12 protein-coding genes and 1 riboswitch are annotated in these 14,053 nt (G+C 33.1%); of the genes, 9 read left to right on the top strand and 3 right to left on the bottom strand.

All coding sequences use genetic code 11. The annotated features are described in order from the left end of the window. Positions 1-42: 42 nt before the first annotated feature. The 5 genes from cobT (at position 43) to AC1RRN_RS20050 (ending at position 6,406) form a co-directional block, all read left to right on the top strand. Entirely contained in the window at positions 43-1,722 is a 1,680-nt protein-coding gene (gene cobT, locus AC1RRN_RS20070) for a nicotinate-nucleotide--dimethylbenzimidazole phosphoribosyltransferase (protein WP_492969001.1), read from the top strand. Between the two features lie 152 nt (positions 1,723-1,874). Beyond that, entirely contained in the window at positions 1,875-2,672 is a 798-nt protein-coding gene (locus AC1RRN_RS20065; RefSeq protein ID WP_492969000.1) for an adenosylcobinamide-GDP ribazoletransferase, read from the top strand. After that, entirely contained in the window at positions 2,657-3,193 is a 537-nt protein-coding gene (gene cobC / locus AC1RRN_RS20060; RefSeq protein ID WP_492968999.1) for an alpha-ribazole phosphatase, read from the top strand. The genes AC1RRN_RS20065 and cobC overlap by 16 nt, the downstream gene beginning before the upstream one ends. 68 nt (positions 3,194-3,261) lie before the next feature. Then, positions 3,262-3,468: riboswitch (cobalamin riboswitch) on the top strand. Positions 3,469-3,495: 27 nt separating this feature from the next. Continuing rightward, positions 3,496-5,349: a TonB-dependent receptor plug domain-containing protein gene (locus AC1RRN_RS20055; RefSeq protein WP_492968998.1), complete on the top strand. Its 1,854-nt coding sequence runs from the start codon at positions 3,496-3,498 to the stop codon at positions 5,347-5,349. 4 nt (positions 5,350-5,353) lie between these two features. Next, positions 5,354-6,406, top strand: a complete 1,053-nt coding sequence (locus AC1RRN_RS20050) for a YncE family protein (RefSeq protein ID WP_492968997.1) — start codon at positions 5,354-5,356, stop codon at positions 6,404-6,406. Between the two features lie 86 nt (positions 6,407-6,492). Here the strand turns inward: AC1RRN_RS20050 and AC1RRN_RS20045 are convergent, their stop codons facing one another. Beyond that, entirely contained in the window at positions 6,493-7,965 is a 1,473-nt protein-coding gene (locus tag AC1RRN_RS20045) for a GFO_1087 family putative carboxy terminal peptidase (protein ID WP_492968996.1), read from the bottom strand. A gap of 232 nt (positions 7,966-8,197) precedes the next feature. Here AC1RRN_RS20045 and AC1RRN_RS20040 point away from each other — a divergent pair, with 232 nt between their 5' ends. From AC1RRN_RS20040 to AC1RRN_RS20025, 4 genes are read left to right on the top strand one after another with little or no spacing between them, the layout of a single operon-like run. Continuing rightward, complete coding sequence (locus AC1RRN_RS20040) at positions 8,198-8,707, top strand: GFO_1088 family ECF-type sigma factor (protein WP_492968995.1); 510 nt, start codon at positions 8,198-8,200, stop codon at positions 8,705-8,707. Continuing rightward, entirely contained in the window at positions 8,694-9,152 is a 459-nt protein-coding gene (locus AC1RRN_RS20035; protein WP_492968994.1) for a PG0215 family putative anti-sigma factor, read from the top strand. The genes AC1RRN_RS20040 and AC1RRN_RS20035 overlap by 14 nt, the downstream gene beginning before the upstream one ends. Positions 9,153-9,179: 27 nt before the next feature. Next, complete coding sequence (locus tag AC1RRN_RS20030; protein WP_492968993.1) at positions 9,180-9,707, top strand: GFO_1090 family protein; 528 nt, start codon at positions 9,180-9,182, stop codon at positions 9,705-9,707. Positions 9,708-9,709: 2 nt separating this feature from the next. Continuing rightward, positions 9,710-10,246, top strand: a complete 537-nt coding sequence (locus tag AC1RRN_RS20025; RefSeq protein ID WP_492968992.1) for a GFO_1091 family lipoprotein — start codon at positions 9,710-9,712, stop codon at positions 10,244-10,246. Positions 10,247-10,572: 326 nt separating this feature from the next. Here AC1RRN_RS20025 and AC1RRN_RS20020 read toward each other — a convergent pair whose 3' ends face one another. After that, positions 10,573-10,911 carry a hypothetical protein gene (locus AC1RRN_RS20020; RefSeq protein WP_492968991.1) on the bottom strand — a complete coding sequence of 113 codons (339 nt, stop codon included), beginning with the start codon at positions 10,909-10,911 and terminating at the stop codon, positions 10,573-10,575. Between the two features lie 173 nt (positions 10,912-11,084). Further along, positions 11,085-13,940 (bottom strand): carbamoyl-phosphate synthase large subunit, encoded by a 2,856-nt coding sequence (gene carB / locus AC1RRN_RS20015; RefSeq protein WP_194658407.1) that lies wholly within the window; start codon positions 13,938-13,940, stop codon positions 11,085-11,087. Between the last annotated feature and the right edge of the window lie 113 nt (positions 13,941-14,053).

Genomic DNA, 14,053 nt, shown 5'->3' with positions numbered 1-14,053 from the left:
TTGGAATTTGGATTTTTTTTATTGGAATTTTAACCCAACAACATGAGTAATTTAGATGATATTTTAAAATCGCGTCGTGATACCCGACATTTTACCGCCGATGAAGTTCCTGATGAAGTGATTGAAAAAGCTTTGCAGGCAGGACATTGGGCGCCATCTGTTGGACTTACAGATGCTACACGTTATTATATCATTAAATCGGCAGAAGTAAAAAGTGCTATCAAAAATTTGTTTTTGGATTACAATAAAAAAGCTGAATCTTTAACCGATAATCCGGAACAAAAAGAACATTATAGATCCCTGAAACTTGAAGCCATTGAAGAAGCACCAGTTGGACTTATTATCGCTTATGACAGATCGGTTTTAAATCAATTTACAATTGGAACCGTTGGAAGCAATGAAGCAGTAAAATTTAGTTCGGTTTGTGCGGCTCAGAATATTTGGCTTTCCCTAACCGATCAAGGTTATGGTATGGGCTGGGTTTCGATTTTGAATTATTATCAGTTTAAAAAAATACTTGATTTACCTGAAAACATCGAACCTTTAGGTTATTTCTGTGTGGGAAAACCGGCCACTAATTATGATAATCAACCCATGTTGCAACAATTGCACTGGAGGCAAAAATCAGAAAAACCGATTTGTACAGAAATTAAAAATGTAACAGACAGTTATATTTCTGATTTAAAAACAAAAAGACAAACTGAGATTGAAAACCAAAATAATTTCAGTACCCTTTTACAAGAAAAAATAGACGGCAAAACCAAGCCTGTTGGTGCTTTAGGAACTTTAGAAACTTTAGCTTTTCAGATGGCAACGGTTTTTGAAACTTTAAATCCGAAAATTATAAATCCGAATATTGTTGTTTTTGCAGCAGATCACGGAATTGCAAATCATGGTGTGAGTGCTTATCCGCAAGATGTAACGCGCCAAATGATAGGTAATTTTCTGGAAGGTGGCGCAGCGATAAATATTTTTTGCAAACAAAATCACATTCAATTGTCGATTGTAGATTCAGGCGTAAATTATGATTTTCCGACAAACGCAAATCTTATAAATGCTAAAATTGCAAAAGGAACGCAATCATTCCTGCATGCGCCGGCCATGAGCGAAACCGAATTGCAATTGTGTTTTGAGAAAGGTAAAATCATTGTCGAAAATATATCAAAAACAGGTTCAAACTGCATTGGTTTTGGTGAAATGGGAATTGGAAATACCTCTACAGCGTCCATTTTAATGAGCCTTTTAACTGGTTTTCCTATTGAAGAATGCGTTGGAAAAGGAACTGGTGTTGAAAATGAAAAGTTACTTCAGAAACAGGAATTTCTTAAAAAAGCAATTTTAAATTATTCCGGTCAAGCCGAATTAAAAGAGCAACTAGCCTATTTTGGCGGATTTGAAATTATACAAATGGCAAGCGGAATGTTAACGGCTTTTGATAACAAAATGTTGATTTTAGTTGATGGTTTTATTTGCAGCGTGGCCTTTTTAATTGCTTCAAAAATAAATCCTTCTATAATTAAAAATGCTGTTTTTTGTCATTGTTCTGCTGAACAGGCGCATCAAAAATTACTTCAATATTTAAAGGCAAAACCAATTTTAAATTTAGATTTGCGTCTGGGAGAAGGAACGGGCTGTGCAGTTGCTTTCCCAATTTTAAAATCAGCGGAAGCTTTTCTGAATGAAATGGCTAGTTTTGAGAGTGCAGGAGTTAGTAGAAAATGATGAAGTCTCCTATTGGTATTTCGACGAAGGAGAAATCACACTAGAAACTTACATACAGTGCGTCGCTCTCTGGATGTGATTTCTCCTTCGTCGAAATGACAAAACCATTTAAAATCTATTCTATTAAAATTCAAACAAATACCCTTTTTTAAATGAAAAAAGAACTACACATCTTCTTCACTTGCTTAATGTTTTACACAAGAATTCCGTGTCCAAAAAACATAGATCACAATCCTGATTATTTAAATAAAGCCACACGTTATTTTCCATTTATTGGGTGGATTGTGGGAAGTATTTCTTTTTTTGCCTTTTATATTTTCGCTCAATTTTTGTCTATTGAAATTGCTGTAATTTTAGCTATTATCGCTTCAATTCTAACAACTGGCGCTTTTCATGAAGATGGTTTTGCTGATGTTTGTGACGGTTTTGGCGGCGGCTGGACCAAAGAAAAAATCCTGATGATTATGAAAGACAGTGCCATTGGTGCTTATGGAGCAATTGGTTTGGTTTTATTATTTTTATTGAAATTTAAATTACTTTCTGAATCGATTTCTATTTTTCAGATAGAAAGTTATAGCGGACTTCTTAAGATTTTTCTTTTATTCATTTCAGCTCACGCTTTGAGCCGATTGGCGGCCATTTCTATCATTTTTACACACGAATATTCGCGCGTTGATGCTTCGAGTAAAAGTAAACCTATTGCTAAAAAGCATACATGGAAAGAAATTTTCGGAGCCTTTTTCTTCGGATTATTGCCGCTTTTGGCGCTTTCTTATTTTCAGTACGAATTCTTATTTCTTTTAATTCCTGTTTTTATAACACGTTATTTTTTGGCGCGCTATTTTCAAAAATGGATTGACGGCTATACAGGAGATTGTCTGGGTGCAACACAACAAGTTTGCGAAGTTGTTTATTATTTAAGCTTTCTTTTTATATGGAAATTTATTTAATTCGTCACACTGAAACGACTTGCGAAAAAGGAATTTGTTACGGACAATCTGATGTAAACATAGCCGAACCTTTTGAATCGATTTTTGAAAATATTACAAAGCAATTACCTTCAGAAGCACATCTTTTTTCCAGCCCGTTAAAACGTTGTGTTCTTTTGGCAAAGTACATTCAAGAGAATGTTAAAACTCTATCTTATCAGGAAGACAATCGTTTAATGGAAATGAATTTTGGCGATTGGGAAATGAAAAAATGGAATGATATTCTGCCTGAACAACTCAATCCCTGGATGGAAGATTTTGTAAACGTTCCTGCTTCAAATGGAGAATCTTTCGTCGAATTACACCAACGTGTTAGAGATTTTCTAACTGATTTAACTTCAAAAGAAATGGATCAGCCAATTGTTGTGGTTTGTCATGCCGGAGTTATAAGAAGTATCTTATGTCATTATTCTTCTTTGCCCTTAAAAGATGCTTTTCAAAATAAAGTAGATTTTGGCGAAGTCATTAAAATTGAGCTTTGAGGATGATTCTGTTTAGAATTTGACCTAAAAAGTAAAACAAATTTGATAATTCAACATATTTAACTTTATCTTTGCCCGAAATTTAAGGTTGTGTTTTAATTTTTAAAAGCACATTAAAAGGGAATCAAGTAAAATCTTGAGCTGTACCCGCAACTGTAAGCTTAGTTCTGAAAAGAATGCTTGTTGTTAACTACAAAACCACTGTTCGCCACGACGAATGGGAAGGTAAACAACAAGACGCAAGCCAGGAGACCTGCCTTTATAACAAATATCGAACTCTCGGGAAAAAGAGTGTAGAAATTATGACTTTAAAAAAACGTTTCGCTTTTTGTTTGCTGTTTTTGTGCCAGATTATTTCGGCGCAGAATGACTCTATTACAAAATTGAAAACAGTTGTCGTTTCTGATTCTAATCTTAAAAAATATTCTGCTTCACAATCTGTTTTAAAACTCAATGATTCTGTTATCAATAAAAATGAAGCTTTATTAACAGATCTTTTAAACTTTAACTCCACTATTTATTTCAAAGAATACGGACGCGGTATGCTTTCTACAGTTGCTTTTAGAGGAACGACTTCATCACAAACTGCTGTAATCTGGAACGGAATCAACATTAATTCTCAAATGAATGGGAGTACTGATTTCAATACAATTTCAGGTTCTGATTATAATTCAGTTAGTGTGAAAGCCGGCGGAGGAAGCGTAATTTATGGAAGTGGAGCCGTTGGAGGAACTGTCCATTTAAATAACGATTTAGCATTTTATAATCGTTTTGAGAATAATTTAAAACTAGATTACGGAAGTTTCAATACTATCGGAATCAATTATAAAACTAATATTTCTAACGAAAAATGGAGCGCTCAAATTGGGTTTTCTAAAAATAGCTCGACAAACGATTATAAATACCTCAATCAATATACCTGGAAAGGCGAACAGCGCTGGAACCAAAACGGGCAATACGATGTTATTACCATGAGCGCTAATTTGGGTTATAAATTTAATGCCAAAAACAGTCTGAAATTATACAGCCAAACTTCTAATACTGATCGAAATACTTCCTTAATAACCGAGACAGAAACCAAAAGCAAATATGTGAATGGTTTCAATCGAAATTTATTAGAATACGATGGCGATTTCGGAAGATTTAAAACCAATTTCAAAACTGCTTATATTTTTGAAAATTATCAATATTACGCTGATAATTCAACTAATCAATATACTTTCGGAAAAACAGAAAGCTTTATTGCCAAAGCTGATTTAGGATATACGCTTTTTAAATCAACACAAATAAACGGGATTTTAGATTATAACAAAACCAAAGGTTTTGGAAGTGGTTTTGGCGATAATACCAGAGAAATTAGTTCTGCTGCATTATTGATAAAACAAGATTTTTCAAAAGATTGGAAAAACGAATTTGGAATTAGAAAAGAATTTACAGACAATTATAAATCACCTGTTTTATTCTCCTTAGGATCTTCGTATCAATTTGGAAAATTATACAATTTGAAATTGAATTTATCCCGAAATTTCAGAATTCCAACTTTCAATGATTTATATTGGGAAGAAGGCGGAAATCCGGATTTAAAGCCAGAAAGTTCGTATCAGGCAGAAATTGGAAATGTGTTTACTTATAAAAACATTTCGCTTACGCAGACTTTCTACTACATCAAAATTACCGATTTATTGCGTTGGGTTCCTGGAAGTAACGGAATCTGGACACCTCAAAATACAGATAAAGTCAATACTTACGGAACTGAAACTTTATTGAGCTGGAAAAAACAATATGGCAAAAATTATTTTGGTGCTAATGCAACTTACGCTTACACAGTTTCTAAAGATATAGCAACTGACAAACAACTCTTTTTTGTCCCTTTTAATAAAGTTACTGCAGCTGTTTCTTATTCAAGAAATAATATTTCAGCTTATTACCAATTTTTGTATAACGGTTTTGTGTACACACAATCCGATAATGATCCAAATGAAATTGTAGAGGCCTATATGGTTTCCAATATAGGAATCGACTACGATTTTAAATTTTTAAGTTCTTTCAAACTAGGGTTTCAGGTTTTAAATCTTTGGAATGAAAATTATGAAAGTCTTGAAAACAGGCCAATGCCAGGCAGAAATTTTAATGTGTATTTAAACCTTAAATTTTAATATAATGAAGTTAACCAGACTATTTTTAGTAGCATTAAGCGCATCGCTTTTTGTTTCTTGTTCAAATGATGACAACAATGATGATCCTAAAGGAGTTTATGATAATGGATTTTTCATCTTAAATGAAGGAAATTCTGGCGGTGGTTCAGTTTCTTTTGCCAGTGATGATTTAGCCAATTTTACATCAGATGTTTACAAAACTGTAAATGCTGGTGATTTTGCAGGAGTATATCTTCAAAACATCTTTTTTGATGGAGATAAAGCGTATATCATTGCTGGTGGATCAAATGTAATTAACGTTGTAAACAGATATACTTTTAAATTAATTGCAAAAGTTGAAACAGGTCTTTCTAATCCAAGATACGGAGTTGTAAAAGATGGAAAAGCTTATGTAACGAATGCAAACACTTACTCATATATCAACCCGGCAACTGGAGATACTGATGATTATATTGCAATAATCGATTTGGCTACCAATAAAGTAGAATCTAAAATCGAATTGGGCGCAACTGCGAATAGAATTTTATTGGAAAACAATAAATTATACATTACAGATTCTTCTAATGACAAAGTACTGGTAGTAAATCCTGCAACAAAAGCATTAGAAACTCCGGTAACAATTGGTTATGATGGAGATAGTATGGAAGTTAAAGATGGCATTTTGTATGTTTTGAGAGCTCCTTATGGTAATAACAGAAGCGAAATTGTAAAAGTAAAATTATCTGATAAGTCGGTTACTAAAATCACTTTCCCTGCATCTTTAGACAGAGCTGGATATTTAGATATTTATAATGATAAGATTTATTATACTTCTAATAAATCAGTCTATGCAATTAGTACTACTGCAACAGCTGCTTCAACAACAGCAATTGCAACTGCCAGTCTTCCTGCAGGAGGTTCAATTTATGGTTTTGCAGTAGAAAATGATAAAATATTTATTGCTGATGGTGGCGATTTCGGATCAAACAGCAAAGCTTACATCTACAATTTAAGTGGAAGTTTGCAAAAAGAATTAACGGTTGGCGTAGGACCAAATGGTTTTTACTTTAACAATTAATATTCCTTTATTTTTAAATTAGTTTTTGGATTTTTTTTGTAAAAAAGGCTTTCATTTCTGAAAGCCTTTTTCCTTTTATTCCGATTTTATTTTAATGCTCTCAAAAGCCCTTCCGGTGCTTTTTCAGTATACATTTGATTTCTTATTCCGTTCATCGCTTTAATATCTGTAAACGTTCTTAAAGCTTGTGTTCTGTCCTGTTGTATTTTCTTCGCAGTTGAACCTGTAATTTTTGAAATAGTTAAATTCAATAAAGGTTCAGATGGATCTCCCAGAACTCCCATATTATTAATGTATTCCAATTGCTCATAAGTAGGTGGTAAACCATTTGTATATTCACCAAAATCAGCAGCATTTACAATCTTTAAAACTAAAGGTTGCATAGCATATTTGTGATTTGGATTTCGGTTTGTTTTTCCAAAACTAGGTGAATCATACAATGTTACTGAACCCACGTTTTTACCAACCGTTGTTTCTCCTACCTGAACTACAGAAATATAAGGCACAAGTCCGTTAATAACCAATTCACTTGCAGATGCAGTTCCATCTGTAGTAATGATATATATTTTAGATAAATTCAAACTATTAACTGCAGCTCCGTCTATTTTATCTACAAATCTAACATTCAACGATTCCGGATCTTCACTTTCATAATATTCATTCACCTTTGGATTCCATTTTTCTTTAGCAAAAATCTTAGTTGCAAACTGACCTGTAATCATACTTGCTAATCTTGAAGCTGTTTGAATCGAACCACCTCCATTATATCTTAAATCTAAAACGAAATCCGTTACTCCTTGTGATTTTAATGTAGCAAAAGCGTTATTAAGTTGGGCATCATAATTAGCATAAAATCCGTTATACATCAAATAACCAATTTTATGACTTCCTGAAATAATAACTTTATTGATAAAAATTGGATTTTCATCTAAAGTTGTTTTAACCAGAGCTACCGTTTTACCATTAGATGTAATAGTTGTTCCGTTGATAGTAGCCATATTCAATGTATAGCTATCAGCATTCAAAAGTGCCTGATAATTTGAAACCGTAAGCTGCGTTCCATTTACTGCCGTAAATAAATCTCCACGCTTAATATCTTTCGTTGAAGCATCAGAATTTGGAATAATATATCGCACAAAACCCACTAAATCTGTAGTACTTCCAGGTTTGTAACTTAATCTAAAATCTACTCCATCATTTTTTGTTGTTCCCTGAAGTTCTCCTTCCAAAACAGTATAATCATCTACAATCCAGCTAAAACGGTCAATTGCCTGTCCTTTCGGAAATTTACTACTTGGTTTATTTAATAAATCCTGAAATAAATCTTCAGGCTTAGAATATCCTTTCAAAAAAGAGTTAAGTGCTTCCTGAGAACTAAAACGATCATCAGCTAAATTAGGAACATCAGGTTGCCATAAGTAAAACTGATTCAATCCTTTCCAGATAAAATCGTTCACCTGTAAATCTGCCGGAGCAGCAACATCGTCCTGATCTTCACATGATTGCAGAGCAAATGCCAGCAAAAATATAAGCAGTAAACTCTTTAATATTGTTTTCATATAATTAGGTATAGTGGTATCAATAAATATATTAACGTAAAAATACTACCTTTAGTTTTAACTATATTCAGTTTAGGTTCTTTTTTCAAAAAAAAATCATAAACACGTTGTAACAAAAATAATAGTGCCTCGTCTTGACTATATAAGCTTACTTATAAACATTGATTAATTTTAAAAAAATCATAATAAAAAAGCAACTTATAACCGACCAAAAACCAACAAATAACCAATTATGAATCAAGTTGCGTTTATAGAATTGATTAATCCTTTTAAAGACAAAGTTTTTCGTCTGGCAAAAAGATTACTTACCAGTACTGAAGAAGCTGAAGACGCCACTCAGGAAGTAATGGTAAAATTGTGGAATAAAAAAGAAAATTTGGATACCTACAATAATATTGAAGCTGTGGCGATGACAATGACCAAAAATTATTGTTTGGATCAGCTAAAATCTAAAAGAGCGGGAAATCTAAAAATAGTTCATAATAATTATACAGATCGTGAACCGCAATTAGATAAAAAACTGGAAGATTCTGATAGTCTGGAATGGGTCGAAAAAATTATAAATCAGTTGCCCGAGCAACTCCAAATATTAATTCAGCTTCGCGATGTTGAACAATATGAATTTGATGAAATTGCGAAAATTGTCAATATGAATGAAACTGCTATTCGGGTAGCACTTTCGAGAGCGAGAAAAAAAATAAGAGAATCAATGGTTAATACACACAGTTATGGAATTAGATAAAATAGAAAATATATTAGAAAAATACTTTCAGGGAGAAACTACTATTGCCGAAGAAAAAGAATTAAAAGAATACTTTTCTTCATCAGATGTTGCGCAGCATTTGGAGCAATACAAACCAATGTTTGGTTATTTCTCTCAGGTAAAACAACAAAAAACAACGCAAGAGATACCACTACAAACTAAGAAACGAAATGTGGCGTGGTTATCAATTGCAGCTTCAGTTGTTGTTTTACTCGGAATTGGAACCTTTTATTATGTGAGCCAGGAAACTACAGCTCCGGTTGTAGCGCAATCAGAATTAGGAACCTATGATGATCCGGAAGAAGCCCTTGCAGCAACGCAAAAAGCTTTGGCCTTATTATCAAACAATGTGAATGTAGGTATTGAAAGTGTACAATACATTCAGGAATATGAACAATCAAAAAACAAAATTTTTAAACAGTAATTAAATCAATCAAAAAAAATAAACAAAATGAAAAATTTCATCATAACACTAGTTTTCGCATTCGTTACAACTACTTTTTATGCACAAGGAGCATTTGACAAATTTGATGGTCAGGACGATGTAACTTCAGTAATTGTAAACAAAAAGATGTTCGATTTAATGAGCAAAGTAAAAGTTGATGCTTCTGATAAAGAAATGCAACAATACATCAGTCTAATTAAAAAACTAGACTATCTAAAAGTGTTTACAACCAAAAATCCTAAAATCGAAGCTGATATGAAAGCTTCAGCAGATAAATATGTAAAAACAGCTGGTTTAGAAGAATTAATGAGAATCAATGACGGTGGCAGAAACGTAAAAATATCAGTAAAATCAGGAGCAACAGACTCTCAGGTAAGAGAATTACTGATGTACGTTGACGGAGCTAAAGGCGACGAAACAGTTTTATTATCTTTAACAGGTAATTTTGATATCAACGAAATCTCAGTACTAACAGACAAGATGCAACTTCCTGGTGGTTCTGACTTAAAAAAAGCCTCTAAAGGCAAAAAATAATCATGAGAACAAGCGTCTTTACCACAGTCCTTTTAGCATTATTAACTTTAATAAGTTGTAATTCTGAACCATCATTGCAAAAATATTTCGTACAAAATACTGATAATAAGGATTTTATCGCTTTTGATATTTCGCCAACTATTCTAAACATTGAAAAAACGAAATTAACAGCAGCACAAACCGAAGCTTTAAATTCTTTTGATAAAATGAACATACTGGCGTTCAAAGCAAATGCTAAAAATCAGGTACAATTTGAAACCGAAAGAGCAAAAGTTAAAGCGATTTTGAAAGATCCAAAATACCAAAAACTAATGTCTTTTGGTTCAGGTAAAGATGGTGCTTCTATAAGTTACGTTGGCACGGATGAAAACATCGAAGAGTTTGTAGTTTTTGCGAACAGAAAAGAAAATGGTTTTGCAGTAGTTCGCGTTCTGGGAAAAAACATGAACCCGAATAACATTATGACTTTAATGTCGGTTTTGAAAGAATCAAAAATCGACATGGAACAATTGAAGCCTTTGCAGCAATTGATTAAATAATAATGTCTTATTTATTTTAAAAAGAGAAAGCTCCAAATAATGGAGCTTTCTCTTTTTAAAATAAGTACACAAATAATACAAAATACAGCTTCGATTCAAATCCAATTTAACATTATTTCTATCAAAGCCAAATAGGCACTTTTTGACCATCTTTTTCTATTAATTTAGTACTTACATATCCTACAATAGATTTTAATACAGCGTCAGAATCTTTTGTTGAGAAGTTATAATGGTATACATAAGAAGGAATTGCCCTGGTCTAGCTTCATAAATTCCAAAACTATAAGGTGCACTAGTTCCAGGTTGTTGAGTAGTAAATAAATATCCTAGAACATTTCCGGACTCATAAGATATGGGCTAGCCCTTTGATTACTTTTGTTGGCATTTTTTAAACCCGAATCATTGTATCGATTTCTTGCCTCCTCTAAAGACATCGAGACGTCTCCATCGATTATAAAAGTGCTATGACTTGAATAATAAATAATTTTTGTTATACTTATATTCAAACTAGTCGCAATATAATTTCTTAATAAAATGATTTCCTCAGTATAACTTTCCTTTCTTGTCTTTTCTTCATTTACCTTATTATCATCAGTACTACATTGAATAAAAAGTTGTGAAATACATAAAGTAATTATCAACATAATTTGTTTCGTGCTTTTCATGGTTGTATTTTTTTTAAGATTAATCCTATAAAAATAAGATTTATTTAAATAAAAATACTCTTTTTCTTACTTTTAATATTGTCCCAAAATATTAAACGCATTCATCTTTATCTAAGAATCAAAAAAAAGCTCCAATTTTCATTGGAGCTTTTCATTTATATAAGAATCTGAGATTATTTACTCAAATACATTTTTCTTCTTGAATACAATTCGTAGAATTGATCGTCTTTCAAATCATCAATAAACAAAATGCTTTCTCCTGTTGATTTCATTTCAGGTCCTAATGCTTTGTTTACATTTTGGAATTTACTGAAAGAGAAAACCGGTTGTTTGATCGCATATCCTTTTAATTGTGGATTAAAATCGAAGTCTGTTACCTTATTGTGCCCTAACATTACTTTTGTAGCGTAGTTTACATAAGGCTCTCCGTAAGCTTTTGCAATAAACGGTACTGTTCTCGAAGCTCTAGGATTTGCTTCGATAATGTAAACCGTATCATCTTTAATTGCAAACTGAATATTGATCAAACCTACTGTTTTTAAAGCTCTCGCAATTTTGTAAGTATGGTCTTTTATTTGTTGCATTACAAACTCTCCTAAGTTAAAAGGAGGCAAAGTAGCATTACTATCTCCAGAATGAACTCCACACGGTTCTATATGCTCCATAATTCCGATGATGTAAACATTACCATCAGCATCACAAATTGCATCTGCCTCTGCTTCGATTGCACCGGCTAAATAATGATCTAAAAGCAATTTATTTCCTGGAATCGTTTTCAATAAATTGATAACGTGCTCTTCTAATTCTTTTTTGTTGATTACAATTTTCATTCCCTGGCCTCCTAATACATAAGAAGGTCGAATCAATAATGGGAAGTCTAAAGTATCTGCAAGTGCAGAAGCTTCATCTGCTGTTTCAGCAATTCCGAATTGTGGGAAAGGAATGTGTAATTCTCTCAATAAGTCTGAGAAACGTCCTCTGTCTTCGGCTAAATCAAGTGCATCAAAACTAGTTCCGATGATTTTTACTCCATATTTAGATAATTTTTCAGCCAATTTCAAAGCTGTTTGTCCACCTAACTGAACAATAACACCTTCTGGTTTTTCATGCTGAATGATATCGTAAATATGTTCCCAGAAAACAGGCTCAAAGTATAATTTATCAGCTGTATCAAAATCAGTCGAAACTGTTTCAGGATTACAGTTGATCATAATTGTTTCGTAACCACATTCTTTTGCTGCCAAAACTCCGTGCACACAAGAATAATCAAACTCAATTCCTTGTCCAATTCTGTTTGGTCCTGAACCTAAAACGATGATTTTCTTTTTATCTGTTACAATACTTTCGTTATCTACATAACGCTCGCCGTTTGCTTTTTCGATTTCAGCTTCAAAAGTCGAGTAGTAATAAGGTGTTTGTGCTTTAAATTCTGCTGCACAAGTATCAACCAGTTTAAACACACGATTGATGTTTTGATCCATACGTAAAGTGTGAACTTCACTTTCAAGACAATTCATCATGTGAGCGATTTGTCTGTCGGCAAAACCTTTTTGTTTTGCTTCAAGTAACAATTCTTTTGGAAGATTAGAAATCTTATAGTTTGAAATTTCTTTTTCTAAAGTATAAAGTTCCTCGTATTGTTTCAAGAACCACATATCGATTTTTGTGATTTCATGAATACGGCTCAACGGAATTCCCATTGCAATTGCATCATAAATTACAAAAACACGATCCCAGCTTGCAAAAGTCAGTTTCTCGATAATTTGCTCATAATTCGTATATCCTTTCCCATCAGCACCTAAACCATTTCTTTTGATTTCTAATGATTGTGTAGCTTTATGCAAAGCTTCCTGGAACGAACGTCCAATTCCCATTACTTCACCAACAGATTTCATCTGAAGTCCTAAAGTTCTGTCGGCACCTTCAAATTTATCAAAGTTCCAACGTGGTATTTTTACAATTACATAATCCAATGTCGGTTCAAAAAGAGCCGAAGTCGATTTTGTAATTTGGTTTTGTAATTCATCTAAATTGTATCCTAAAGCAAGTTTAGAAGCAATTTTAGCAATTGGATAACCAGTTGCTTTTGATGCCAAAGCAGAAGAACGTGACACACGAGGATTAATCTCGATCGCTACGATATCTTCTTTATCATCTGGCGAAACTGCGAATTGTACGTTACAGCCTCCTGCAAAATTTCCGATACTACGCATCATCAAGATCGCGTAATCACGTAATTTTTGGAAAGTAGTATCTGATAATGTCATTGCTGGTGCAACCGTAATCGAATCTCCGGTATGAATTCCCATTGGATCCATATTTTCAATTGAACAGATAATTACAACATTATCATTTTTATCTCTCAAAAGTTCTAATTCATATTCTTTCCATCCTAACAAAGCTTTGTCAATCAGTACTTCGTGAATTGGTGACATTTCTAATCCGTAGGTTAGTTTTTCGTCAAATTCTTCTTTACTGTGAACAAAAGCCGCTCCAGTTCCTCCTAATGTAAACGAAGGACGAATTACTAAAGGAAATCCAAATTCCTGAGCAATCTCTTTTCCTTCAAGGAAAGAAGTAGCTGTTTTTGCCGGTGCAGTAGGTACATTTATTTTTTGAAGCAATTGTTTAAATTGCTCTCTGTCCTCGGTAATATTAATAGCATTTACGTCAACACCTATTAATCTTACTCCGAAATCCTGCCAAATTCCTTTTTCATCAGCTTCCAGACATAAATTCAACGCAGTTTGTCCCCCCATTGTTGGCAAAACCGCATCAATTTGTGGATGTTCCTTCAGAATTTCAATAATCGATTTTGTAGTTAATGGTTTCAAATATACATGATCCGCCATGGTTGGGTCGGTCATAATAGTCGCTGGATTTGAGTTTATCAAGATAACTTCAATTCCTTCTTCACGAATAGAACGTGCAGATTGAGATCCTGCATAATCGAATTCGCAAGCTTGACCAATAACAATAGGACCTGATCCTATTATTAAAACTGATTTTATTGATGTGTCTTTAGGCATTGTATTTGTATTGTGTAGTTATATAATGTACTTAAAAAAACATTCGTAGTGTATTCTAAACTAGAACGTTGCGGCTTTTTTTACCGACAAGGTATAAAAAAAGGCGATACTAA

Source organism: Flavobacterium sp. GW821-FHT11G01, from assembly GCF_058808175.1.
The sequence above is the reverse complement of the archived record's forward strand: the minus strand, read 5'-3'. Positions and strand labels throughout refer to the sequence as shown.